Source organism: Streptomyces sp. NPDC107550, from assembly GCF_055639095.1.
In genome coordinates this window covers 159193-183784 of the sequence record NZ_JBVKBC010000001.1, presented here as the reverse complement: position 1 = coordinate 183784, position 24592 = coordinate 159193, and the positions used below count along the sequence as shown (strand labels likewise).

Sequence of the window (24592 nt, the reverse complement as noted above, 5' to 3'; positions counted from 1 at the left end):
GGCTCAGTTCTTGACGAGGAGGCCGCGACCGCGCAGCACGCGGCGCTCCAGCGGGCTGAAGATCAGCAGGTCGATGACGATGCCGACGATCAGGATGAGCAGGATGGCGAGGAACACCATCGGCATGGACGAGGCGTTGCGGCCGTTCTCCAGCAACTGCCCGAGCCCGACGCCGAGATCGGGCGACGAGGCGATGATCTCCGCCGCCATCAGCGAACGCCACGCGAACGCCCAGCCCTGCTTGAGCCCCGCGAGATACCCGGGCAGCGCGGCCGGCAGCACGACGTGCCACAGCCCCCGCACCCCGGTCGCGCCGAGCGTACGGCCCGCCCGCAGGAACAGCGGCGGCACCTGATCGACGCCGGAGACGAGGCCGTTGGCGATGGAGGGGACCGCGCCGAGCAGGATCACCGCGTACATCATGGAGTTGTCGAGGCCGAGCCAGAGCACCGCGGGCGGCACCCACGCCACCGACGGCAGTGACTGGAGCCCCGACAGGATCGGGCCGATGGCCGCGCGCACGAACTTCACGCGCGCCACGAGCAGCCCGAGCGGTGTGCCGATGGCCAGCGCGAACACGAAGCCGAGCAGACCGCGCGAGACGCTCGTCCAGATGTAGTCGAGGAGCGTGCCCGCGAGCCACGCGGTGCGCAGCTCGTCCCACACGGCGGACGGCGCGGGCAGCTTCGTCGGGTCGTCGACGACCTTGAACGAGACGAGCGCCTGCCAGATCACGAGGACCACCACGACGGCGGTCAGCGGCGGCAGGACCTTCTCGCGCAGCGTCCGCGTCCAGGGCGTGCGCCCGGTGCGTACGGTGTCGAGCGCGTCGAGGCCGGCCTCCAGGCCCGCCAGGTCGTCCTTGGGCACGCGGTCGGCGGGGGCGCCCCCGGCGGCGGCGCTGTCGACGGTCGCCGGTTCAGTCCTTGCCATGGCGGCGGATCTCCCCACGCAGTTCTTCGGTGATCTCGACGGACAGCTCGGCCACCTCGGGGTCCTCGATGCGGCGCGGCTGCGGGATGTCCACGCGCCACTCGCGGGCGACCCGGCCCGGCCGCGACGACAGCAGGACGACGCGTTCGGCGAGCCGTACCGCCTCGCGGACGTTGTGCGTGACGAACAGGACGGACAGCCGCGTCTCGCGCCAGATCCGGGTCAGTTCGTCGTGCAGCACGTCCCGCGTGATGGCGTCGAGCGCGGCGAACGGCTCGTCCATCAGCAGCAGGCCCGCGTCCTGTGCGAGCGCGCGGGCGAGCGCCACCCGCTGCCGCATACCGCCCGACAGCTCGTGCACACGCTTGCCGTACGCGCCTTGCAGCCGGACCAGTCCGAGCAGTTCCTCGGCGCGTGCGCGCCGCTCGTTCTTGGCCACGCCCCGCAGTTTCAGGGCGAGTTCGATGTTCTTGCCGGCGGTCAGCCACGGGAACAGCGCGTGCTCCTGGAACATCAGCGCGGGCCGCCCGCGCGTGGCGATGGACCCGGCCGACGGGGCATCGAGCCCCGCGACCAGGTTCAGCAGCGTCGACTTGCCGCAGCCGGACGCCCCCAGGAGGGTGACGAACTCACCCGGCGCGACATCGAGGCTGATGTCGTCCAGGACGAGCTGGGTCCCCGCCGGTGTGGCGAAGGACTTCGAGACGTGCTCGATACGGGCCGCCTGGCCGCCCGTGGCGGCGGGCGAGTCGGCCGCCTTGGCGAGGGTCGTCGCCATGGTCGTCACCTCCTGGGTGCGCGGATCGGCTGGAAGGGCGGGCTACTTGACGCCGAGACCGGCGTCGGAGACCGGGGCGGCGCCCTCGGCCTTCAGCACCTTGTTGAGCGGCTTCAGGTCATAGATGCCGTCCAGGTCGGGCTTGGCCAGCAGACCGGCCTTCACCGCGTGCTTCGCCTCCGAGTCGAGCGTCGCGGCCAGCGGGTCGTCGGTGAACTGGATCGACTTCCACGCCGGGTCGAGGACACCGGCGGGCAGCGCCTTGCCGGAGTCCTTCTCCAACTGCTTGTTGGCGGCGGCCTTCGCCGCGTCCGGGTTGGCGCCGATCCACTTGTTCGTCTTCACGGAGCCGCGCAGCACCGCCTCGACGACGTCCGGGTGCTCCTTGAGGAAGGACTGCTTCACGATGATGTTCGTGATGACGAACTTCTTGCCGGGCCACAGGTCCTTCTCGTCGAGGAGCACCTTGCCGCCCTCGGCGACCAGCTTCGACGCGGTCGGCTCCGGCACCCACGCGCCGTCGATGGAACCGGACTTGAAGGCGTCCGGCGTGATCTTGTTGTCGGTGCGCACGACCGACACATCGCCCTTGCCGGAGTTCGCGTCGACCTTCCAGCCCTTCTCCGCGACCCAGTTGAGGAACGCCACGTCCTGGGTGTTGCCGAGCTGCGGGGTGGCGATCTTCTTGCCCTTGACGTCGTCGAGGGACTTGATCTTCTTGGGGTCGACGACCAGCTTGACGCCGCCCGACGCGCTGCCGCCGATGATCCGCAGCGACTTGCCCTGGGACTTGGTGTAGCCGTTGATCGCGGGGGAGGGGCCGATCCAGCCGATGTCGATGGAGCCCGCGTTCAGCGCCTCGATCTCGGAGGGGCCCGCGTTGAAGATCTGGTACTGCGCCTTCGTCCCCTTCAACTCCTTCTGGAAGAAGCCCTTCTGGTTGCCGACGAGGGCGGTGCCGTGGGTCAGGTTGCCGAAGTAGCCGATCTTGACGGTGTCGGCGGACAGGGCCTTGCCCTTGGCGGCGACGTTCTCCTTCGACGCGGTGTCCGCGTCGGAGCCGTAGCCGCAGGCCGTCGCGGTGAGCGCGAGGAGCGGCAGGACGGCGGCGGCGAGCAGGCCGCGGCGCGCGGTGGTCGAACGGATGGCAGACACGGGAGGCTTTCCTCTCGTAGTGCCCGGCTGGTGGCACGCGCTCAGGGCGTGGCCGGGCGGTCGGCAGGTCTTCGTTCACGTCGAACGGGGTGGTGGGGGGTGTGGGCGCGCGAGCAGTGCGCGTACGTCACCGCGCACATCGCGCGACCCCGCCCTGCCCGCTGCCGAGGGCGCCGCTGCCGACGCGGCCGCCCTCCTTGGCGAACGTCCCGTAGAAGTCGATGAGGGTCATGGCGTCAGAAGTCCCAGCCCTCGTCGTCGGCGGGAGCGGCCTGCGCGAGGTCGCCCGCGGCCTCGGCGAACGCCTCACCGGCCATGCCGGCCGCGAGGGTCGTGCCGTCCGCCGGGTCGATCAGCAGGAACGAGCCGGTGCGCCGCGAGTGGGCGTACGCGTCGATGGCGAGCGCCTCCGCGATCCGCACCTTCACCCGCCCGATGTCGTTGGCGACGAGCCGGCCGGGCGCCGGGTGCTGCGAGAGATCGTCCAGGGTGAGCTTCGAGGGGATCTCCTTGACGATCGCCTTGACCGTGCGCGTCGTGTGCTTGAGCAGCACCCGCTGCCCCACGGTCAGCGGCGCGTCCGCGACATGGCAGACGGTCGCCTCGACGTCCTGCGAGGTGGCGGGCGCGTCGTCGCTCGGCACGATCAGGTCGCCGCGCGAGATGTCGATGTCGTCCTTCAGGAGCAGCGTCACCGACTGCGGCGTCCACGCCACGTCGACGGGCGTGCCCAGCAGGTCGATCCCCGCGATCTTCGAGGTGCGCCCGGACGGCAGGACCGTCACCGACTCGCCCACCCGGAAGGTGCCGGCCGCGATCTGGCCCGCGTAGCCCCGGTAGTCGGGGTGCTCGCTGGTCTGCGGCCGGATCACGTACTGCACGGGCAGCCGCGCGTGGCAGCCCGTCAGGTCGTGGCTGACGGGGACGGTCTCCAGGTGCTCCAGGACGGTCGGGCCGCCGTACCAGTCCATCGACGCGGACGGCTCCACGACGTTGTCGCCGGTCAGCGCCGAGATCGGGATCGCGGTGATCTCCGGTACGCCCAGGCGGCTCGCGTACGCGGTGAACTCCTCGGCGATCCGCGCGAAGGCGCCCTCCTCGAAGCCGACCAGGTCCATCTTGTTGACGGCGAGGACGACGTGCGGGACGCGCAGCAGCGCGGCGATGGCGGCGTGCCTACGGGTCTGCTCGACGACGCCGTTGCGGGCGTCGACGAGGATCACGGTCAGCTCGGCGGTGGAGGCGCCGGTCACCATGTTGCGCGTGTACTGCACGTGCCCGGGGGTGTCGGCGAGGATGAACCGGCGCCGAGGTGTGGCGAAGTAGCGGTAGGCGACGTCGATGGTGATGCCCTGCTCCCGCTCGGCGCGCAGGCCGTCGGTGAGCAGCGCGAGGTCGGGGCCCTCGGCGCCGCGCGAGCGCGAGGCGTGCTCCACGGCCTCCAACTGGTCGGCGAGTACCGACTTGGAGTCGTGCAGGAGGCGTCCCACCAGGGTGGACTTGCCGTCGTCGACGGAGCCCGCGGTGGCGAACCGCAGCAGGGTCGTGGCGGACAGGCCGGCCAGCTCCTCGGCAGTGGTGGTGCTCATGTCTAGAAGTACCCTTCGCGCTTGCGGTCTTCCATGGCGGCCTCGGACATCTTGTCGTCGGCGCGCGTGGCACCGCGCTCGGTGAGCCGGGACGCGGCGATCTCGGCGATGACCTTCTCGATGGTCGTCGCGTCGGAGTCGACGGCGCCGGTGCAGGACATGTCGCCGACCGTGCGGTAGCGGACCAGCCGCGTCTCGACGCTCTCGCCCTCCTTCGGGCCGCCCCACTCGCCGGCGGTCAGCCACATGCCGTTGCGGCTGAACACGGGCCGCTCGTGCGCGTAGTAGATCTGCGGCAGGTCGATGTTCTCGCGGGCGATGTACTGCCAGACGTCCAGCTCGGTCCAGTTGGAGAGCGGGAAGACGCGGACGTGTTCGCCGGGGGCGTGGCGGCCGTTGTAGAGCTGCCACAGCTCGGGGCGCTGGCGGCGCGGGTCCCACTGGGAGAACTCGTCGCGCAGCGAGAACACGCGCTCCTTGGCGCGGGCCTTCTCCTCGTCGCGGCGGCCGCCGCCGAACACCGCGTCGAACCGCTCGGTCTGGATCTTCTCCGTCAGCGGCACGGTCTGGAGCGGGTTACGGGTGCCGTCCGGGCGCTCCCTGAGGACGCCCCGGTCGATGTAGTCCTGCACGGACGCCACGTGCAGCCGCAGCCCGTGCGCGGCGACCACCCGGTCGCGGTACTCGATGACCTCGGGGAAGTTGTGCCCCGTGTCCACGTGCAGCAGCGAGAACGGCACCGCCGCCGGGGCGAACGCCTTCAGCGCCAGGTGCAGCATGACGATGGAGTCCTTGCCGCCGGAGAAGAGGATCACCGGCCGCTCGAACTCGCCCGCCACCTCGCGGAAGATGTGCACGGCCTCCGATTCGAGCGCGTCCAGGTGGCTGAGCGCGTACGGGCTGTCGGTCTGGTCGGAGACGTTCGATGCGACGGTCGTCATGCGGCGAGGCCCCTCTCGGTGAGCAGCGCGCGGAGCGCGGCGGCGGACTCCTGCACGGTCTGGGCGTGCGACTCGATGCGCAGGTCGGGCGATTCGGGCGCCTCATACGGGTCGTCGACCCCGGTCAGACCGGTCAGCTCGCCCGCGGCCTGCTTCGCGTACAGGCCCTTCACATCGCGGGCGGAGCACACCTCGACGGGCGTGGCGACGTGCACCTCCAGATAGGCGGTGCCCCCGGCCTGGTGCCGCTTGCGTACGTCCTCGCGGCTGTCGGCGTACGGCGCGATGACCGGCACGAGCGTCAACACGCCGTTACGGGAGAGCAGTTCGGCGACGAAGCCGATGCGCAGCACGTTGGTGTGCCGGTCCTCGCGGCTGAAGCCGAGGCCCGCCGAGAGGAACTCGCGGATCTCGTCGCCGTCCAGGACCTCGACCTTGCGGCCCTCGGCGCGCAGGGTCGCGGCCAGTTCCTCGGCGATCGTGGTCTTGCCGGCGCTCGGCAGACCCGTGAGCCAGATCGTGGCTCCGGTCACGTGCTTCTCCAAAGTCTCGGAAGTCTCGGGGGCGGTCACGGATGCGGTCGCGGGGGAGGTCGTCATCAGCCGTGCAGCCCGCACTCGGTCTTGGCGCGGCCCGCCCAGCGCCCCGCGCGGGCGTCCTCGCCGGCCAGCAGACGGCGGGTGCAGGGGGCGCAGCCCACCGAGCCGTAGCCGTCCATCAGCAGCGGGTTGGTGAGCACGCCGTGCTCGGTGACGTACGCGTCGACGTCGTCCTGCGTCCAGCGGGCGATGGGGGAGACCTTCACCTTGCGGCGCCGCTCGTCCCAGCCGACGACCGGGGTGTCCGCGCGGGTCGGGGACTCGTCGCGGCGCAGGCCCGTCGCCCACGCGGTGTACCCGGCGAGGCCCTCCCGGAGCGGCGCCACCTTGCGCAGAGCGCAGCACAGGTCGGGGTCGCGGTCGTGCAGCCTCGGCCCGTACTCTGCGTCCTGCTCGGCGACGGTCTGCCGGGGCGTCAGCGTGATGAGGTTGACGTCCATCACCGCCTCGACGGCGTCGCGGGTGCCGATGGTCTCCTCGAAGTGGTAGCCGGTGTCGAGGAAGACGACGTCCACGCCGGGCCGCGCGCGGGAGGCGAGGTGGGCGACGACGGCGTCCTCCATGGAGGACGTCACGCAGAACCGGTCACCGAAGGTGTCGGACGCCCAGCGCAGGATGTCCAGCGCGGGGGCGTCCTCCAGGTCGCGGCCCGCCCGCTCGGCGAGCGCCTTCAGCGCGGCGGAGTCCGTGGTGGTCGAGACGGTCGTCATATCTCCTGCCCTCCCGTGTCGTCGCGGCGCAGGCCGCGCGCGAGCAGCCCGAGGAACTTCAGCCGGAACGCCCGGTTGCAGGCCCCGCACTCCCAGGCGCCGTGACCGTCCTCGCCGGGGCGCAGGTCCTCGTCGCCGCAGTACGGGCAGTGGAAGGGGGCGGCTCGCTCGCTCACGACAGATCGGCCTCCGTCGCGCGCGCGGTCCAGGCCGCGAACCGCTCGCCGTCCGCGCGCTGTTCCAGGAAGCGGCGCAGCACCCGCTCGATGTAGTCGGGCAGTTCGGCGGAGGTGACCTTCAGGCCGCGCACCTTGCGGCCGAACCCGGCCTCCAGGCCGAGCGCGCCGCCGAGGTGGACCTGGTAGCCCTCCACCTGCCGGCCGTCCCCGTCGAGGACCAACTGGCCCTTGAGGCCGATGTCCGCGACCTGGATGCGGGCGCAGGCGTTCGGGCAGCCGTTGAGGTTGATGGTGAGCGGCTCGTCGAACTCCGGGAGCCTGCGCTCCAGTTCGTCGATGAGCTGGGAGCCGCGCTGCTTGGTCTCGACGATGGCGAGCTTGCAGAACTCGATGCCGGTGCAGGCCATCGTGCCGCGCCGGAACGAGGACGGACGGGCCGTCAGATCCAGTGCCTCGAGCCCCTCGACGAGCGAGTCGACCTGGTCCTGCTCGACGTCGAGGACGATCATCTTCTGCTCGACCGTGGTACGCACCCGGCCCGAGCCGTGCGCCTCGGCCAGCTCCGCGATCTTCGACAGGGTCGCGCCGTCCACCCGTCCGACACGCGGGGCGAAGCCCACGTAGAAACGGCCGTCGCGCTGGCGGTGGACGCCGATGTGGTCGCGCCAGGTCTGCGAGGGCTGCTCGGGGGCGGGCCCGTCGGTCAGCTTGCGGAGCAGGTACTCGTCCTCCAGGACCTGGCGGAACTTCTCCGGGCCCCAGTCGGCGACGAGGAACTTCAGACGGGCGCGGGTGCGCAGCCGGCGGTATCCGTAGTCGCGGAAGATCGAGATGACGCCCTCGTAGACGTCGGGGACGTCCTCGATGGGCACCCAGGCGCCGAGCCGCACGCCGAGCTTGGGGTTGGTGGACAGGCCGCCGCCGACCCACAGGTCGAAGCCGGGCCCGTGCTCGGGGTGGCGGACGCCGACGAACGACACGTCGTTGATCTCGTGCACGACGTCGAGGACCGGCGAGCCGGAGATCGCGGTCTTGAACTTGCGCGGCAGGTTCGAGTACGCCGGGTTGTTCAGGACGCGGCGCTTCATCTCCTCCAGGGCCGGGGTGGCGTCGATGATCTCGTCCTCGGCGATCCCGGCGACCGGCGAGCCGATCATCACGCGCGGGGTGTCGCCGCAGGCGGTCACCGTGGACAGGCCCACGCCCTCCAGGCGGCGCCAGATCTCCGGCACGTCCTCGATGCGGATCCAGTGGTACTGGATGTTCTGCCGGTCGGTGATGTCGGCGGTGCCGCGCGCGAACTCCTGCGAGACCTCGCCGATCACCCGCAGTTGCGCGGTGGTGAGCTGCCCGCCGTCCACCCGGACCCGCAGCATGAAGTACGAGTCGTCCAGCTCCTCCGGCTCCAGGACGGCCGTCTTGCCGCCGTCGATGCCGGGCTTGCGCTGCGTGTACAGACCCCACCAGCGCATGCGTCCGCGCAGGTCGTTGGGGTCGATGGAGTCGAAGCCGCGCTGCGAGTAGATCGTCTCAATACGTGTCCGTACGTTGAGACCGTCGTCATCCTTCTTGAACTGCTCGTTGCCGTTGAGCGGGGTGTGGTGGCCGACGGCCCACTGGCCCTCGCCACGGTGACGGCTCACCTTGCGGCGCGGCGCGGCGGTGGCGGGGTTTTCCGGGGTGGCAGCCATGGGTGACGTCCTTCAGGGCAGGGGGTGTCGACGGGGCGGCGCGCGGCGCCTCGTGACTAGGGCGGTCAGGGGCCGGGCGCACCGCTCCGGCCTGCGTACTTCGCGCTGCGGCGCGGCGGTGCGCAGGGATCGGGCGAGGTGGGTGTCGGCGGTGCGGGAGCGGTGCTCCGTGGGGACCGGGGTCGGTCAGCGCGCCGGACAGATGGCGCTGGACATGCGGCCGAAGTCGACGTGTCGTCGACTCACCAAGGCGATTCCAGCAGGAGACATGACGGAAGCGTGGCACGACGTTTCGCGCCCGGTCCACCGTCGTCCGCATAGTGGACGAGTCTGTCTCGAAGAGTGGGCAGATGTGGCACGGGTCATGGCCGTACGTCCCGTATGCGGAGATTGGCCACCGCGGGCGGCCGGCCGCTGGACCGAGCCACCCGCGGTGGAAAGAGGAACCGTCAGAAAGCCCCCGGCCAGGGACCCGGCGTCGGCGCCACCGGCTCCCGCGTCTCCTCCGTGCGGAACAGCCGGAAGCCGCGCCGCTCGTAGTTGGCCATCGCGTGCGCGCCGTCCCGGCTGCACGTGTGCAGCCACACCCGCTTCGTCGGCGCCCGGTCCGGCCGGCGCTCCGCGAGATCCCAGGCGCGCGCCACACCGTACGAGAGGAGGTGGCCGCCGATGCGCCGGCCGCGGAAGGCGGGGATCAGGCCGAAGTAGACGACCTCCACGACCCCGTCGTCCTGCGCCTCCAGTTCGACGTACCCGGCGGGCGTGCCCCGCTCGTACGCCACCCACGTCTCCGCGCCCGGCCGCGACACCTGCTCCTGCCACCGCGCGTACGACCAGCCGAGCCGGTCGGTCCACTGGATGTCGCCGCCGACCGACGCGTACAGGAAGCGGCTGAACTCGGGGGAGGGCACCTCGGCGCGCACGACGCGCACGTCGTCGCCGGGCGGCGGCGAGGCGGGCCGCAGATCGGCCGGAGAGGTCTGTTCGAGGTGCCAGATGGTGACGGGCTCGGTGCTGCTGCTCATGCGGCTCATCGGATCATGCCCGCCGCGCTCTGGCCAAGGGTGTTCAGGATGCGGGAAGATCCCGCTCGCGCCACCACCCCCCGCATCCGACCCACCCGGAGGATGTACCGATGTCCCACCGCACACCCCGCGCTCCGCTCGCCCTGGCCACCCTCACCGTCGCCCTCGCCACGCTCGCCTCCCCGGCGCTCGCCGCCGCGCCCGCCGCGCTGCCCCAGGCCCGCGTCTTCATGGTCAACCCCGTCCAGTCCTCCGGCGACCAGAGCCTGACCGACGCCAAGGACGCGGCGAGCGCCGTGCCCGCCTCCGCCTACGCCACCGCCGCCCTGCGCGGCCTCGACGGGAGCGGCGGCCTGTCCGGCAAGTGGGCCGTCGTCCGCTCCAGCACCGGCTCCGCCGCGAAGGTCGCGGACGCCTCCTCGTACGACCGCGGCGACGACCAGTTCGAGCAGGTCATGGCCTACTTCTGGGTCAACGAGGCGCAGGAGTACCTCCAGTCGCTCGGCTTCGGCGGCGACCTGCCCGGCGCCAACGACCGCGCCCAGCCCGTCCGCGTCGACCAGTGGGGCGCCGACAACTCCTTCTTCACCGACAAGAAGGCCGAGATCCGCTTCGGCAAGGGCGGTGTCGACGACGCCGAGGACGCGGAGGTCGTCGTCCACGAGTACGGCCACGCCGTGCACAACGCCCAGGTCCCCGGCTTCGGTACGTCGCCGGAGGCCGGGGCGATCGGCGAGGCGTTCGGCGACTATCTCGCCGTCGAGGTCGGCGCCCACGCGGACGACCGCTACGGCTGGCCCATGAAGACGGACCTCGCCTGCGTCGCCGACTGGGACTCCACCGCGTACACCGACAGCGCCCCGCACTGCCTGCGCCGCCTCGACACCACCAAGACGTACGCGGACAAGGTGGGCGAGGTGCACGCGGACGGGGAGATCTGGTCGCGGGCCCTGTTCGACGTGCGCCGCGCGCTCGGGGCGCGCACCGCCGACCGCATCATCGTGAACGCGCAGTTCCGCTTCGCGCCGGACACGAGCTTCGCGGCGGCGGCCCGCGCGACCGTCGACACCGCCCGCTCCATGTACGGGACGCAGGCGGCGGAGACGGTCCGCAAGGCGTTCGCCGACCGGCAGATCCCCGGCATCTGACCGCTCCCGGCCGCCGGGGCCGCGCGCGAGGCCCCGGCGACCCCAGTCCATCAAGCGGGCGCGTTAGTCCATGGCCCGGTGCGGGCGGGCGGCGTCAGCCTGGGGCGCATGAGACGGATGACCTTGAAGCGGACGACGACCGCGCTGCTCGCCCTCGGCGGCTGCCTGCTCACCGGGGCGCCCGCGCACGCCGCCCCCGCCCCGCGCGTCCAGCATGTGGACTGCCAGGCGCCGCCGGGTGGACGCGAGAACGGCTCCGAGAACGCGCCCTGGCGCAGCCTCGCCGCCGTCAACGCCCTCCAGTTGAAACCCGGCGACGCCGTCCGCCTCAAGCGGGGCACGCGCTGCGCCGGCACCCTCGCCCCGCAGGGCGCCGGCGCCCCCGGCCGCCCCCTGACCATCGGCGCCTACGGCAACCCGCACGCCGCCAAGCCCGTCATCGACGGCGTCGGAGCCCGCGACACCGTCCTGCTGCGCAATACCGAGTGGATCGAGGTGTCCGGGCTCGACCTCACCAACGCCGCGCACCCCGGCACCAAGCGCGGCGGCGTCCGCGTCGTCCTGGACGACTACGGCACCGGCACCCACTACCGGCTCACCGGCCTCACCATCCATGACGTCCTCGGCGACGACACCAAGGACGCCGACGGCTCCGAGGGCATCCTGTTCGCCGCCACCGGCGACCGCGTCCCCACCCGCTTCGACGACGTACGCATCGAGGGCAACACCCTCGACCACATCGACCGCGGCGGCATCCGCGTCGCCTCGACGTGGAAGAACCGCGCGGGCATCAGCAGCAACGACCCGGCTGGGCCCGCCTGGACGCCCTCCACCCGCGTCGTCGTCCGCGGCAACACGCTGTCCGACCTCGGCGGCGACGGCATCGTCATGACCGTCACCCGGGGTGCCCTCGTCGAGCACAACACCCTGCGCGGCTTCCAGCGCCGCTCCGCCGGCTACAACGCCGGGATGTGGCCGTACAACGCGGACGGCACGGTCTTCCAGTACAACGACACGTCCGGCGGCGAGACCACCCGCGACGGCATGGCCTACGACGTGGACGAGGGCACGTCCGGCACGGTCTTCCAGTACAACTACAGCCACGACAACGCGGGCGGCTTCTTCCTCGTCTGCACCGCCGACGGCACCCTCACCGACGCCGTCATCCGCTTCAACATCAGCCAGAACGACCACTTCCGCGGCATCGAGACCTGCCGGGGCGCCTTCCGGAACGTGCGCTTCCTGCACAACACCCTGTCCGTGGGGGACGGCGTCAGCCAGACCGTCGTCAACGAGAACACCGCGAACCGGCACGAGATCGTCTTCGCGGACAACATCGTGCGGAAGGTGGGCGCCGGTACGGCTTCGATGGCTCTGCGCTCGGGGAGTGTGAGCCTGACGCACAACGTGCTGTACGGGGTCACGGGGGTGCCGGGGCATCCGGGGCTGGTGTTGGCGGATCCGCTGTTCGCGGGGGCGGGGAGTGCGAGCGGGTGGGGTGACGCGGGGCGGGCGTACGCGTTGTTGCCGGGGTCGCCTGCGCGGGGGGCGGGTGTGCGGTTGGCTGACGCCGGGTCGCGGGATTACGCGGGGCGCGCGCTGACCCCGGGCACCCCGGTCACCGTGGGCGCCCTCAACACCCCCTGACCCTTCCTCACCGGCGACTTGCGCAGTTCCCCGCGCCCCTGGGTTGTACTTCGTGTGCGGGCGGGCGGGGGCTGGTCGCGCAGTTCCCCGCGCCCCTGTCGGGGCGACTGCGTCGCCGCCTCCTCCCCCGGGGAGCTGGGGCGCAGCCCCGCTCCCTCAGGGGCGCGGGGAACTGCGCGACCAGCCACGACGAATGTCGAGGTGACCCACCGGCAGAGCCACCCACCCACCCAGGGGCGGGGAATCAGCCGTCCGCCGGAGGCAGCCGCGCTGACGTCACCCCGGGGGCCGTTGAGTGCGGTAGCAGCGCCGTGGGGTCCGCCGGCAGGACCAACTCCACCTCCACGTCCTCCGCGAAGCGATACGGGCGATGGGCGAGCAGCGCCCCCAGATAGCGCCGCACCCGGGACATCTCCGCCCGCACGGTCACCGTACGCCCGGGATCCCCGAACAACTCCCCGGCGAGCCCCGCCGCACTCAGCCCCGCCGGCCGCCGCGCCAGCAGAAACAGCAACTCCGCATGACGTGGGCTCAGTTCATGCGTCCACGCCCCCGCGTCCCCGCACACCCGCAACGTCCACCCCCGCCCCCCGCTGACGTCCAGCGTGACCCGCGTAGCCCCGGCCGGCCCCGCCACCCCGTCCAGCCGCAGCAGCCACCCGCCCGGAAGCGGAGCCACCCGGCACGTCCCGAGCGCCGGTATCCAGCAGGTCCCCTCGGCGAGCGACGCGGGCAACGCCACCCGGTCCGGCGACGGCATCCCCGTCACCGCCGCCGTCCACCCGTACGGATCGACGGCCAGCGCCCGCCCGCCCGTACGCGCGAGGACCGGCGCCGCGACCGACCGCAGCCGCTCGATCCCCGCCAGATGCCGCTCCCGCAGCCGCGCCTGGGCGAGCTGCGCCACCGACGTCACCCACGACAGCGTCGCCGGATGCATCGACTCCAGCGGCCCGCTCACGTCCACCACGCCCAGCAGCCGCCCGTCGCGCGGGTCGAGGACCGGCGCGCCCGTACACGTCCACGGGTGGTGCGAGCGCACGAAGTGCTCGGCGGAGAACACCTGCACGGGCCGCCGCGTCACGAGGGGCGTGCCCACGCCGTTGGTGCCGACGACGTCCTCGGCCCACTGCGCGCCCACCTCGAACCCGAGCCGGTCGCCCTTGCGCAGCACCGCCGGATGACCCTCGCGCCACAGGATGCGGCCCTCGTCGTCACTGATGACCATGATGTGCCGGGCCGCGTCGGCGACGGCGAGCAGCGCCTCGCGCAACAGCGGCAGCACCGGCAGCAGCGGCGAGGCACGGCGCCGCCGTTCGACCTCGTCGGCGGCGAGCAGGCCGCGCCGCACGTCCCGGTCGGGGTCGACGCCCTCGCGCAGCATCCGCCGCCAGGACTCGCCTATCTCCGGCCGGGGCAGCACCGGCGGTCTGCGCCCCGACAGGGTCGCCTCGCGTACGCCCTGGAGCAGCCGCGAGGCGAGGACCGTGTCCATCGCCGACAGGCGTGCCAGATCGATCGTCGCGTCCTCGTTCATGCCTGCACTCCTCGTCGGGCGGGAAGTCGCGCGTGCCGTGCGCCTCCGGGCCCCGCACAGCGTGCGTCCTGACGCGGACCGTTGCAACCCCCTGCAACCCTGGCGAACACCCGCACACCGGCGGAGACTGGCAGCAACGCCGCCGAGGCGGCGTCCGTGCTCCTGTAGGGGCCTGGAGGCGGGGATGGCGCCGTGTCGGCGCGGCACCATCCCCGCCTCATCACCATCCTCGCCTCGTCACCGTCCCCGCCCCCGCCGGCGGGCCGCTCAGGCCACGGGCCTGGCCCGTTCCACGATCACGTCGGTGGCGAGGCCGCGCGGCAGCGTGCCGAACGCGGCGCCCCGCCCGGCGCCGAACCGCGCCGCGCAGAACGCGTCCGCGACCTCGGCGGGCGCGTACCGTACGAGCAGCGACGCCTGGAGCACCAGCGCCATCCGCTCCACGATCCACCGCGCCCGCCCCTCGACGCCCTCCAGGTCGCCCAGTTCGGTCAGCAGGTCCTTGACGGCCGCGTCCAGGCGGTGGTCCGCGCCGCGCGTCACGCCGATCTCCAGCAGGAACGCGTCCAGCGCGCGCGGTTCGCGGCGCAGCGCCCGCAGCACGTCGAGGGCCTGCACGTTGCCCGCGCCCTCCCAGATCGAGTTCAGCGGCGACTCGCGCAGCAGCCGGGGCATGCCCGACTCGGTCACGTACCCGTTGCCGCCGAGGCACTCCAGGGCCTCCGCGACCAGCGGCGTACAGCGCTTGGTCACCCAGAACTTCGCGGCGGGCAGCGCGAGCCGCAGCAGCGCCCGCTCCCGCGCGTCCCCGGCCCGCGCCGCGTCGTACGCCGCCGCGAGCCGCAGGCCGAGCGTCGTGGCCGCCTCCGACTCCAGCGCCAGGTCCGCGAGGACCGACCGCATCAGCGGCTGGTCGACGAGCAGCGAGCCGAACGCCTCGCGGTGCGCGCAGTGATGGACGGCCTGCGCGACGGCCTGCCGCATCAGCGCCGCCGAACCGAGCACGCAGTCGAGCCGGGTCGCCGCCACCATCTCGATGATCGTGGCGATCCCGCGCCCCTCGTCCCCGACGCGCCGCGCCCACGTACCGTCGAACTCGACCTCAGCCGACGCGTTCGACCGGTTGCCCAGTTTGTCCTTGAGCCGCTGGAGCGCGAACGCGTTGCGCGTGCCGTCGTCGAGGACCCGCGGTACGAGGAAGCAGCTCAGCCCCTCAGCGGCCTGCGCCAGCACCAGGAACCCGTCCGACATCGGGGCGCTGCAGAACCACTTGTGTCCGGTCAGCTCGTACGCGCCCGACTCGGCCAGGGGCCGCGCCCGCGTCGCGTTCGCCCGTACGTCACTGCCGCCCTGCTTCTCCGTCATCGCCATGCCGGCCAGCGCGCCGGCCTTCCGCCCGACGGGCCGCAGCCCGGCGTCGTAGACGGTGGACGTCAGCAGCGGCTCCCACACGCGGGCGAGGTCAGGCTCGGCGCGCAGCGCGGGGACCGCCGCGTGCGTCATCGACAGCGGGCACAGATGCCCCGCCTCCACCTGCGACCACACGAGGAACGCGGCCGCGCGCCGCAGATGACCGCCCGGCCGCGTCCACGCCGCCGTCAGTCCCGCGCCGACGCCCTTGCCGAGCAGCCGGTGCCAGGCGGGCGTGAACTCGACCTCGTCCACCCGGTTCCCGTACCGGTCGTGGGTGCGCAGCACCGGCGGGTTCTCGTCGGCGAGCCGCGCCCACTCGGCGGCCTGCGCGCTGCCCGCCGCCCGCCCGAGTACGCCGAGTTCGGCGCGGGCCTCGTCGAGCAGTTCCGGGGCGAGGTGGCGCTCCAGTCCGGCGGTGAGGACCTGGTCGGCCGCGAAGACGTCGTAGCCCGTGAGCGGCGGGGGCTGGTTGGTGACGGTGTGCGTGCTGCGTGCCATGCTGCGAACCTACCGGCGCGGACCGGGCCCGGGGACGGGTACCGCACGCGCTGTCGGATGTGGCGGATACCTTTATGGGCGTGCAGCCAGCAAGTGAATCCCCCGAACCGCCGTCCGGCCGTCTCCACCGGGCACGCGTGCTCTACAAGAACGTCTCCAAGCGCAGGACCGCCTGGCTGCTTCTGAAGGACACCGTCAACTCCTGCATGGAGTACCGGATCCTGGGCCTGGCCGCCGAGGCCGCGTTCTTCACGCTCCTGTCGGTGCCGCCGCTGCTGCTGTCCCTGGTCGGGCTGCTGGCCTACGTCGACGGGTGGACCGGCGCCGACACCATCGCCGGTGTGCGCGACAACATCCTGGAGGCGTCCCGTACGGTCCTCACCGACCAGGGCGTCAAGGAGATCGCGCAGCCCATCCTCGACGAGGTCATCAAGGGCGGCCGCCCCGACGTCATCTCCATCGGCTTCCTGATCTCGCTGTGGTCGGGGTCGCGGGCGGTGTCGACGTTCGTGGACACCGTCACCGTCATGTACGGCCTCGACGGGGTGCGCGGCATCGTCACCACCCGCCTCCTCGCGTTCCTGCTGTTCCTCGTCGGGCTCGTCGTCGGCTCGGTCGCGCTGCCGCTGATGATCGCAGGGCCGGACGCGGTGATCGGGCTCGTGCCCTGGTCGCGGACGGTGGTGCAGGTGCTGTACTGGCCGGTCGTGCTCGTGCTGTCGGTCGCGTTCCTGACGACGCTGTACCACGTGTCGGTGCCGGTGCGGTCGCCGTGGATCGAGGACGTGCCCGGCGCGCTCGTCGCCCTGGCGATGTGGATCCCCGGCAGCTTCCTGCTGCGCCTCTACATCACCAACACCATCGAGGGGCCCACGATCTACGGCTCCCTCGCCGCGCCCGTCGCCGTGCTCCTGTGGATCGGCGTGTCCGCGTTCGCGGTCCTCGTCGGCGCCGCCGTGAACGCGGCGATCGACCGGGTCTGGCCGTCCGTGGCGACCGCCGCCGCCCGCGCCACGAACGAGCGGGTGCGCACCGCTGCCGCCGCCGAGTACGTCGCCCGCCGCGCCCCCCGCGACGGCGCCCACGACCCCGACGACACGGGCGACCCGGACATGCCGTCGGAGTTCCCGGAGCGCTGGTCGAAGTTCCTGCCGCCCGAGGACGTCACGTCCCGGCTGCGCGCCCACGGCCGGCGGGCGGAGGACAGCACGCCGGACGACGACGAGGACCACCGCTGACGGCACGCCCCCGGGGAACACAGCCCCGGGGGCGTCCGCATGAGCGCGGCGGAACCGGCGCCCGCAGCAGCGAGGTCGGCGGGGGTCAGCCCCACGCCCCGTCCCACGCCGCCCGCCGCGCGAACCCGCGCCACCGCCCCGACCGCCTCCGCCGCGCCGGGCGCCCCCACGTCCGAGGGGTACGCCAGATGCGCCGCGTCGGCGCCCGCGAACGCCGCGTCCCAGGTCGCCGGGCTCGCCCAGTCGAAGGGCACCGCGCCCGTCCGGAAGCCGCCCGCACCCGCGGCCCCGCCGCCGCGACCCGGCTGCCGGTGCGCCCCCGCGCCCCGGTCACCAGCAGCACCCCACCCCGAATGCCCTGCTCCGTGTACACCGCCGTGTCCGTCATACCCCCACCCAACCGCCGCCGCCGACCCCCTCCGACCCGCTCACCGGCATACGCGTCCGTCCAGGACCTCTCCCCTCCGGGACAGGCGAGACGGTGCGGACACGGCCTAGGCTTCCGGCATGGACGTACTGGCTGGGCTGCTGGGAGGGCCGCGGGCGCGGGGGGCGTTCATGATCCGGGCGGGTTTCGAGGCGCCCTGGGCCGTGCGCATCGCCGACGAGACTCCTCTCTCCGTCATGATCATGGCCGAGGGCGCCGCGCCCCGCCGGATCCGTCCCGGCGACATCGCCGTCGCCCGCGGCCCGGCACCGTACGTGTGCTGCGACGACCCCGCGCCCGAGCCGCGCGCCGAGATCGGCCCCGGGCAGGAGTGCCGCCCGCTCGGGCCCGCGCACGCCGGACGGTACAAGCCGCTCGGGGTGCGCGAGTGGGGCGAACACCCGGACGCCCCCGCCAAGATGCTCATCGGCACCTACCAGATGCGCGGCGAGCTGACCGGATGGCGGCTCGCGCTTGCCGGCGACGCGCTGCGCGAGGGCGACCGCACGGTGGCGTCGATAGCGCGCCAGGTCGGCTACGGCAGCGCGTTCGCCCTGTCCACCGCGTTCAAGCGTGAGTACGGGGTCAGCCCCCAGGAGTACCGGGCGTGAGCGGCGGCGCCGACGCGTACCGGCAGCGGGCGGGCCGCGTGCCCGGGTCCGTCGTGTGGACGCGGACCGTCGGCACGGGCCCGGCGGCCGAGACGCCGGTGCTGCCCGACGGCTGCATCGACCTGATCTGGAGCGAGGGCCGCGTCTTCGTCGCCGGGCCCGACACCCGCGCCCACCCGGCGGGCGCCGCGCCCGGCAGCCGCTACGCCGGGATCCGCTTCGCACCCGGCACCGCCCCCGCCTACCTCGGCGTGCCCGCGCACGAACTGCGGGACCAGCGCGTCGACCTGGACCGCCTCCGGCCCGGCCCCGAGGCCCGCAGGCTCACCGAACGCCTCGACGCGGCCCCCGACCCGGCCGCCGCCCTCGACGCCGCCGCCCTCCGCCTCGCCTCCGAGGCCGAAGCGCCCGATCCGCTGCTCGCCCGCGTCGTCCGCGCCCTCGACGCGGGCCGCACCGTCCGCGAGACGACCGAGGAGGTCGGTCTGGGCGCCCGTCTCCTGCACCGCCGTTCACTCGCCGCCTTCGGCTACGGACCCAAGACGCTGGCCCGCGTGCTGCGCCTCCAGCGGGCTCTGGCGCTGGCCCGCGCGGGCGTCCCGTTCGCCGAGACCGCCGCCCGCGCCGGCTACAGCGACCAGCCCCATCTCGCCCGTGACGTACGGGATCTGACGGGCCGTACGCTCGGCGCGCTCATCGCCCGCTGAGCCGACGGCCGCCCGGCGCCCGCGCCTTACGCCCGCCCGTCCGGGGCGAACAGGTCGATCTGGTTGCCGTCCGGGTCCCTGACCACCGCGTACCGCTGCCCCCACACCGCGTCCCACGGCTCCGCCTCGCCCCGGTGCCCGGCCCCCGTCAGCCGCGCGTACACCACGTCCACCCCGGCCGCGTCCCCGCAGTGGAACGCGAGCGCGATCCGCCCGCGCCCCGCACCGGCCGCGTCCGTACCGGCGCCCGCCGGCTCCGGGTCGAACATCAGGCGCAGGCCCCCGGGCAGTTCCGCCTCCACGTGCGGCTGCCGCTCGGCGCCCTCGGGGAAGGTCAGCCCGAGGGCGCGGTAGAAGGCCAGCGAGGCGGCCAGGTCGGTGCAGGAGATGCCGATGGCGTCCATCCGGACGTGCGGGTAGTCGTTCATGCGGCCACGCTAGCCAGCCCGCCCGCCGCCGGTCTTGTACGGAACGGACACACGTCCCGCGCCGCTCAGGCCAGCGCCCGCGCGATCCGCGCGACGCCCTCCGGGCCCACCCGGCAGCACCCGCCGACCAGCCGCGCCCCGGCCGCCGCCCACCCCGCCACGCGCTCCGCGTCGAAGGTCGAAGGGCCCCGCCAGGCGCGGGCGTCCGCGTCCCAGCTCTCCCCGCTGTTGGGGTAGACGACGACGGGCTTGCCGGTGACGCGGGCGGCGACCCGGACCGCCTCGTCCACGTCGTCCGGGTCGCAGCAGTTCACCCCGACCGCGATGATCTCCTCCGCGTCCGCCGCGAGCGCGAACGCCTCCTCCAGCGGCTGCCCGGCACGCGTGCGCCCGCCCGCCACGCTGTACGACAGCCACGCCGGGACACCCGCCCCGCGCACCGCCCGCAGCAGGGCGCGGGCCTCGTCGGCGTCCGGGACGGTCTCCAGGGCCAGCACATCGGGGTGCGCCGCCGCGAGCACGGCGATCCGGGGCCGGTGGAACGCCGTCAGTTCCTCGACGCTCAGTCCGTACCGCCCCCGGTACTCCGAGCCGTCGGCGAGCATCGCCCCGTACGGGCCGACCGACGCCGCCACCCACAGCGGCCGCCCGGTGTCCGCCTGGCGGGCCGCCTCGCGGGCCAACTCCACGCTGGAGGCGATGAGTGCGGCCGCCCGGTCGCGGTCGATGCCGCCCCGGGCGAACCCCTCGAACGTCGCCTGGTAGCTCGCGGTGATCGCCACGCTCGCGCCCGCCTCGAAGTACGCGCGGTGCGCCGCGACGATCGCCTCCGGCGCCTCGTCGAGCAGCCGCGCCGACCACAGGGCGTCGCTGAGGTCGTGGCCGGCGGCTTCCAACTGGTTGGACAGGCCGCCGTCCAGGACGAGCGGGCGGGCGGCCGAGGTCAGGGCGCGGGCGAGGTCCCCGCCGAAGTCGTCGCTGCTCATACGGCGACGCTAACCGATCCCCGCCCCCAGCCGCCCGCCCCCAGCCGCCCGCCCCCGGCCGCCCGGCCCCTCGCCTCAGGGGCGGACCGTGAGGACCAGCTTGCCGGTGACCCGGCCCGTCTCGCCCTCCTCGTGCGCCCGGGCGGCCTGCGCCAGCGGGTACGTACCCGACACATGGACCGTCAACTGCCCCGACTCCACCAGCGAGGCGACCGCGCGCATGCCCGCCTGGTCGTGCTCCACGAGCATCGCCGCCGCGCGCACACCCAGCTCGGCGGCCCGCTTCTCGACCGCCTCGAAGTCCATCGGCAGCAGCGACACCAGCATCCCGCCCGGGCGCAGCACGTCGAGGGAGCGCAGCCGCTCGTCGCCGCCCAGCGTGTCGAGGACGACGTCGATGTCGTGGGCCTCGCGCGTCACGTCGGACGTGCGGTAGTCGATGACCTCGTCGGCGCCGAGGCCGCGTACGAACGCGTGCTTGGGCGCGGAGGCCGTGCCGATGACGTACGCGCCGCGCGCCTTGGCGATCTGCACGGCTACGTGCCCGACGCCCCCGGCCGCCGCCTGCACCAGCACCCGCTGCCCGGGCTGCACGTCCGCGAGGTCCACCAGCGCCTGCCACGCGGTGAGCGACACCAGCGGCACCGCGCCGGCCTGCGTGTGGGTGAGCCCGGCGGGCTTCGGCACGAACGCGCGGGCCGGGCCGGTCACGTACTCGGCGTGCGACCCCGCGCCGTACGGGTAGGGCAGCATGCCGAAGACCTCGTCGCCGGGCTGGTGCAGCGCCACGCCGTTGCCCACGGCGACGACGGTGCCCGACACGTCCCAGCCGAGCGTGAACGGCGGCTCGCCCAGGTAGGCGCCCCACCGCCGGTGCTTCCAGTCCGTCGGGTTGACGCCCGCCGCGTGCACGGCGACCAGGATCTGGCCGACGCCCGGGCGCGGCACCGCGCGCTCCACCTCCTCCAGCACCTCGGGCCCGCCGAGCGTGCTCTGCCGGATCGCCTTCATGGTCTCGGGTCGCTTGTCGTCGTTCATGGTCACCAGCCTGCGCCGGATGCCCGTACGCGGCAATGGCAAGAAGGACAGTCACCGATACGATCGTGCCATGGTCATGCCGCAGCTCCCCTCAGGACCGCCGCACCGGGTGGTCGTCCTCGCCCTCGACGGCGTCTACCCCTTCGAGCTGGGCATCCCGCGCCGCGTCTTCGGCGGCGCGGGCGACGGCTACGAGGTGCTCACCTGCGCCGCGAGCGAGGAGCGCACGGTCGCCACCGACGCCGACTTCACCGTGAACCTCGCCCACGGCCCCGAGGCGCTGGAGAGCGCCGACACCGTCGTCGTGCCGCCGTACTCCCTGGACCGGATCAGCGACCGGCTCCCGGACGAGGTCGCCGCCGCGCTCGCCCGGATCCGCCCCGGCACCCGGCTCGTCTCCATCTGCACCGGCGCCTTCACCCTCGCCGCCGCCGGGCTCCTCGACGGGCGGCCCGCGACGACGCACTGGGCGCTCGCCGACCGCTTCCGCCGGATGTTCCCGCGCGTCGCCCTCGACGCGGACGTCCTGTTCGTCGACGACGGCGACATCATCACCTCGGCGGGCGCCGCCTCCGGGCTCGACGCGTGCCTGCACGTGGTGCGCCGCGACCACGGCAGCGCGGTCGCGGGCTTCGTCGCCAAGTGCTGTGTCGTACCGCCCTGGCGCGAGGGCGGGCAGGCGCAGTACATCGAGCAGCCCGTGCCCGAGGACGGCAGCGACGGCACGGCCGCCGCCCGCGCCTGGGCGCTCGCCCACCTCGACCGCGCGCCCGCCCTGCGGGAGCTGGCCGAGCGGGCGCGGATGAGCCCGCGCACCTTCGCCCGCCGCTTCCAGGAGGAGACCGGCACCAGCCCCGGCCGCTGGCTCGTCCAGCAGCGCGTGCACCGGGCCCGGCACCTGCTGGAGTCCACGGAGCTGTCCGTCGACCGGATCGCCGCCGAGGTCGGCTTCGCCACCGGCGCCTCCCTGCGCCGCCATCTGCACGCGGCGATCGGCGTCTCCCCGGCGGCCTACCGCCGCACTTTCCGTACGACGGGGACGGCGACGGCGACCTCGGCCACCACCGCGCCCGTGACCGCGACCTGAACCACCGCCACCGTCCCCGCCGCCACCGGCTGACGAGACGACGACGGGGGCCGCCGACGGGATCTCCCGTCAGCGGCCCCCGGGGGGCGGTACGCGGCGCCCGTACGTCAGTCGTCGCGGCCGTCCACCGGCCAGTCCCAGCGCTCAAGGTCCCGCAGCCACGCGCGCGCGTTGCCGTCGGAGGGCGCCCGCCAGTCGCCGCGCGGGGAGAGCGAACCGCCCGCCGACACCTTCGGCCCGTTCGGCATCGCGGACCGCTTGAACTGGGCGAACGCGAAGAAGCGGCGGCAGAAGTACTCCAACCAGTGCCGGATCTGCCCCAGGTCGTACGCCGTGCGGTCGGCCTCGGGGAAGCCGGGCGGCCACGCCCCCGCGTCCTTGTCCCGCCACGCGTGCCACGCCAGGAAGCCGATCTTCGAGGGCCGCATCCCGTACCGCAGCACATGGAACAGCGTGAAGTCGTGCAGCGCGTACGGGCCGATCTTCGACTCCGTGGACTGCAACTCCTCGCCCGGCACCAGCTCAGGGCTGATCTCCGTGTCCAGGATCGCGGTCAGCGTGCGGCCCGCCTCGTCACCGAACTCGCCCGTGCTCACCACCCACCGGATCAGATGCTGGATCAGCGTCTTCGGCACGCCCGAGTTCACGTTGTAGTGGCTCATCTGGTCGCCGACGCCGTACGTGCACCAGCCGAGCGCCAGCTCCGAGAGGTCGCCGGTGCCGAGCACGATGCCGCCGCGCTGGTTCGCCAGCCGGAACAGATAGTCGGTGCGCAGGCCCGCCTGCACGTTCTCGAACGTCACGTCGTACACCGGCTCGCCCGCGGAGAAGGGGTGGCCCATCTCCTTGAGCATCAGCGTCGCCGTCGAAGTGATGTCCAGCTCCGCCTTGGTCACGCCGAGCGCGTCCATCAGGCGGTGCGCGTTGGACTTCGTGTGGTCGCTCGTGGCGAAGCCCGGCATCGTGTAGGCGAGGATGTCGGTGCGCGGGCGGCCCGCCCGGTCCATCGCCTTCGCCGCCACGATCAGCGCGTGCGTCGAGTCGAGCCCGCCGGACACGCCGATGACGACCTTCGGGCCGCCGATCGCCCCGAGCCGCTGCTGCAAGCCCGCGACCTGGATGTTGTACGCCTCGTAGCAGTCCTGCGCGAGCCGCTCCGCGTCCGCCGGCACGAACGGGAACCGCTCCACGCGCCGCCGCAGCCCGAGGTCCGTGTCCGGCGCGCCGAGCCGGAAGGGGACCGTGCGGAAGGAGCCGGTGCGGGCGGCGTGGGTGCGCCGGTTGTCGTCGAAGGTGCCCATCCGCTGCCGCTCCTGGCGCAGCAGGTCCAGATCGAGGTCCGCGACCGCGTACTGGTCGCCCTGCGCGAACCGCTCGGTCTCCGCGAGCAGCACGCCGTTCTCGTAGACGAGCGTCTGCCCGTCCCAGGACAGGTCCGTCGTCGACTCGCCGAGCCCCGCCGCCGAGTACACGTACGCCGAGAGGCAGCGCGAGGACGCCGAACGGCACAGCAGCTTGCGGTCCTCGGCGCGGCCCACGGTGATCGGGCTGCCCGACAGGTTCGCCAGGACCGTCGCCCCGGCGAGCGCCGCCTCCGCGCTCGGCGGCACCGGCACCCACATGTCCTCGCAGACCTCGGCGTGGACCACGAGCCCCGGCACGTCCTCCGCCGCGAACAGCAGATCCGGACCGAACGGCACCTCCACGCCGAGCAGCCGCAGCGTCCCGCCGCGCTCCTCGTCGCCCGCCGCGATCTGCCGCTTCTCGTAGAACTCGCGGTAGTTCGGCAGATACGACTTGGGGGCGACGCCGAGGATCCGGCCCCGGTGCACCGCGACCGCGCAGTTGTAGACGCGGCCCCGGTGGCGCAGCGGGGCGCCGACGAGCAGTACCGGCAGCAGGTCGGAGGAGCCGTCCACGACCGTGCGCAGCGCCCGCTCCACGTCGTCGAGGACCGCGTCCTGGAGCAGCAGGTCCTCGATCGAGTAGCCCGTCAGACAGAGTTCGGGGAAGACGGCGAGCGCGACGCCGTCCTGCGCGCACCGGCGGGCCTGCCGCAGCACCGCCTGCGCGTTCGCGGGCGGATCGGCGACGGCGGCGTGGCCGGTGCACGCGGCGACCCGCGCGAAACCATGGCTGTAGATCGACCGGAAGTTCACCCGTCCATCATGTCAACCGTGCGGCGCACCTGCGCGCCAGCCCCCGAGCACTTGCGCGCAAGTCCCCG

The 24592-nt window shown here is 73.4% G+C and carries 22 protein-coding genes; 6 read left to right on the top strand and 16 right to left on the bottom strand.

Annotation, left to right across the window (positions count from 1 at the left end; translation table 11 throughout):
* Positions 1–3 precede the first annotated feature (3 nt).
* From ACZ7LY_RS00835 to ACZ7LY_RS00790, 10 genes are all read right to left on the bottom strand, one after another.
* Positions 4–933, bottom strand: a complete 930-nt coding sequence (locus tag ACZ7LY_RS00835; protein ID WP_471622306.1) for an ABC transporter permease — start codon at positions 931–933, stop codon at positions 4–6.
* Positions 920–1711, bottom strand: coding sequence for an ABC transporter ATP-binding protein (locus ACZ7LY_RS00830; RefSeq protein ID WP_471622305.1), 792 nt, complete (start codon positions 1709–1711; stop codon positions 920–922). Before ACZ7LY_RS00830 ends, ACZ7LY_RS00835 begins: the two co-directional genes overlap by 14 nt.
* Positions 1712–1753: 42 nt before the next feature.
* Positions 1754–2866 carry an ABC transporter substrate-binding protein gene (locus ACZ7LY_RS00825; protein WP_471622304.1) on the bottom strand — a complete coding sequence of 371 codons (1113 nt, stop codon included), beginning with the start codon at positions 2864–2866 and terminating at the stop codon, positions 1754–1756.
* Positions 2867–3102: 236 nt separating this feature from the next.
* Positions 3103–4455 (bottom strand): sulfate adenylyltransferase subunit 1, encoded by a 1353-nt coding sequence (locus ACZ7LY_RS00820; protein ID WP_471622303.1) that lies wholly within the window; start codon positions 4453–4455, stop codon positions 3103–3105.
* Between the two features lie 2 nt (positions 4456–4457).
* The gene (gene cysD, locus ACZ7LY_RS00815) at positions 4458–5396 is read right to left on the bottom strand and encodes a sulfate adenylyltransferase subunit CysD (protein WP_471622302.1); all 939 of its coding nucleotides are present in this window, start codon (positions 5394–5396) and stop codon (positions 4458–4460) included.
* Complete coding sequence (gene cysC, locus ACZ7LY_RS00810) at positions 5393–5995, bottom strand: adenylyl-sulfate kinase (RefSeq protein ID WP_471622301.1); 603 nt, start codon at positions 5993–5995, stop codon at positions 5393–5395. Before cysC ends, cysD begins: the two co-directional genes overlap by 4 nt.
* Positions 5995–6705 carry a phosphoadenylyl-sulfate reductase gene (locus ACZ7LY_RS00805; protein ID WP_471622300.1) on the bottom strand — a complete coding sequence of 237 codons (711 nt, stop codon included), beginning with the start codon at positions 6703–6705 and terminating at the stop codon, positions 5995–5997. The genes cysC and ACZ7LY_RS00805 overlap by 1 nt, the downstream gene beginning before the upstream one ends.
* The gene (locus tag ACZ7LY_RS00800; protein WP_471622299.1) at positions 6702–6881 is read right to left on the bottom strand and encodes a hypothetical protein; all 180 of its coding nucleotides are present in this window, start codon (positions 6879–6881) and stop codon (positions 6702–6704) included. The genes ACZ7LY_RS00805 and ACZ7LY_RS00800 overlap by 4 nt, the downstream gene beginning before the upstream one ends.
* Complete coding sequence (locus ACZ7LY_RS00795; RefSeq protein ID WP_471622298.1) at positions 6878–8575, bottom strand: nitrite/sulfite reductase; 1698 nt, start codon at positions 8573–8575, stop codon at positions 6878–6880. The genes ACZ7LY_RS00800 and ACZ7LY_RS00795 overlap by 4 nt, the downstream gene beginning before the upstream one ends.
* Positions 8576–9024: 449 nt before the next feature.
* Entirely contained in the window at positions 9025–9600 is a 576-nt protein-coding gene (locus ACZ7LY_RS00790; protein WP_471622297.1) for a GNAT family N-acetyltransferase, read from the bottom strand.
* 110 nt (positions 9601–9710) lie between these two features.
* Between ACZ7LY_RS00790 and ACZ7LY_RS00785 the strand changes: the two genes are divergently transcribed.
* Positions 9711–10748, top strand: coding sequence for a M4 family metallopeptidase (locus ACZ7LY_RS00785; protein WP_471622296.1), 1038 nt, complete (start codon positions 9711–9713; stop codon positions 10746–10748).
* 108 nt (positions 10749–10856) lie between these two features.
* Positions 10857–12395, top strand: a complete 1539-nt coding sequence (locus tag ACZ7LY_RS00780) for a right-handed parallel beta-helix repeat-containing protein (RefSeq protein WP_471622295.1) — start codon at positions 10857–10859, stop codon at positions 12393–12395.
* Positions 12396–12639: 244 nt separating this feature from the next.
* On the opposite strand, the gene ACZ7LY_RS00775 is transcribed toward ACZ7LY_RS00780, so the two are convergent.
* Both ACZ7LY_RS00775 and ACZ7LY_RS00770 read right to left on the bottom strand, forming a co-directional pair.
* The gene (locus tag ACZ7LY_RS00775) at positions 12640–13932 is read right to left on the bottom strand and encodes a GAF domain-containing protein (protein ID WP_471622294.1); all 1293 of its coding nucleotides are present in this window, start codon (positions 13930–13932) and stop codon (positions 12640–12642) included.
* A gap of 267 nt (positions 13933–14199) precedes the next feature.
* Positions 14200–15843 (bottom strand): acyl-CoA dehydrogenase family protein, encoded by a 1644-nt coding sequence (locus tag ACZ7LY_RS00770; RefSeq protein WP_471622293.1) that lies wholly within the window; start codon positions 15841–15843, stop codon positions 14200–14202.
* A gap of 80 nt (positions 15844–15923) precedes the next feature.
* Between ACZ7LY_RS00770 and ACZ7LY_RS00765 the strand changes: the two genes are divergently transcribed.
* From ACZ7LY_RS00765 to ACZ7LY_RS00755, 3 genes are all read left to right on the top strand, one after another.
* Positions 15924–17081 (top strand): YihY/virulence factor BrkB family protein, encoded by a 1158-nt coding sequence (locus ACZ7LY_RS00765; protein WP_471622292.1) that lies wholly within the window; start codon positions 15924–15926, stop codon positions 17079–17081.
* 507 nt (positions 17082–17588) lie between these two features.
* Positions 17589–18119 (top strand): AraC family transcriptional regulator, encoded by a 531-nt coding sequence (locus ACZ7LY_RS00760; protein ID WP_471622291.1) that lies wholly within the window; start codon positions 17589–17591, stop codon positions 18117–18119.
* Positions 18116–18826: a DUF6597 domain-containing transcriptional factor gene (locus tag ACZ7LY_RS00755; RefSeq protein WP_471622290.1), complete on the top strand. Its 711-nt coding sequence runs from the start codon at positions 18116–18118 to the stop codon at positions 18824–18826. Before ACZ7LY_RS00760 ends, ACZ7LY_RS00755 begins: the two co-directional genes overlap by 4 nt.
* Positions 18827–18852: 26 nt before the next feature.
* Here the strand turns inward: ACZ7LY_RS00755 and ACZ7LY_RS00750 are convergent, their stop codons facing one another.
* The 3 genes from ACZ7LY_RS00750 to ACZ7LY_RS00740 form a co-directional block, all read right to left on the bottom strand.
* Positions 18853–19254, bottom strand: coding sequence for a VOC family protein (locus tag ACZ7LY_RS00750; RefSeq protein WP_471622289.1), 402 nt, complete (start codon positions 19252–19254; stop codon positions 18853–18855).
* 65 nt (positions 19255–19319) lie between these two features.
* Positions 19320–20240, bottom strand: a complete 921-nt coding sequence (gene mmuM, locus ACZ7LY_RS00745; RefSeq protein WP_471622288.1) for a homocysteine S-methyltransferase — start codon at positions 20238–20240, stop codon at positions 19320–19322.
* A 75-nt stretch (positions 20241–20315) separates the two neighbouring features.
* Complete coding sequence (locus tag ACZ7LY_RS00740) at positions 20316–21278, bottom strand: NADP-dependent oxidoreductase (protein WP_471622287.1); 963 nt, start codon at positions 21276–21278, stop codon at positions 20316–20318.
* 70 nt (positions 21279–21348) lie between these two features.
* Between ACZ7LY_RS00740 and ACZ7LY_RS00735 the strand changes: the two genes are divergently transcribed.
* Entirely contained in the window at positions 21349–22365 is a 1017-nt protein-coding gene (locus ACZ7LY_RS00735; RefSeq protein WP_471622286.1) for a GlxA family transcriptional regulator, read from the top strand.
* Between the two features lie 107 nt (positions 22366–22472).
* Here ACZ7LY_RS00735 and ACZ7LY_RS00730 read toward each other — a convergent pair whose 3' ends face one another.
* Entirely contained in the window at positions 22473–24524 is a 2052-nt protein-coding gene (locus ACZ7LY_RS00730; RefSeq protein ID WP_471622285.1) for an NAD(+) synthase, read from the bottom strand.
* Positions 24525–24592: the final 68 nt, after the last annotated feature.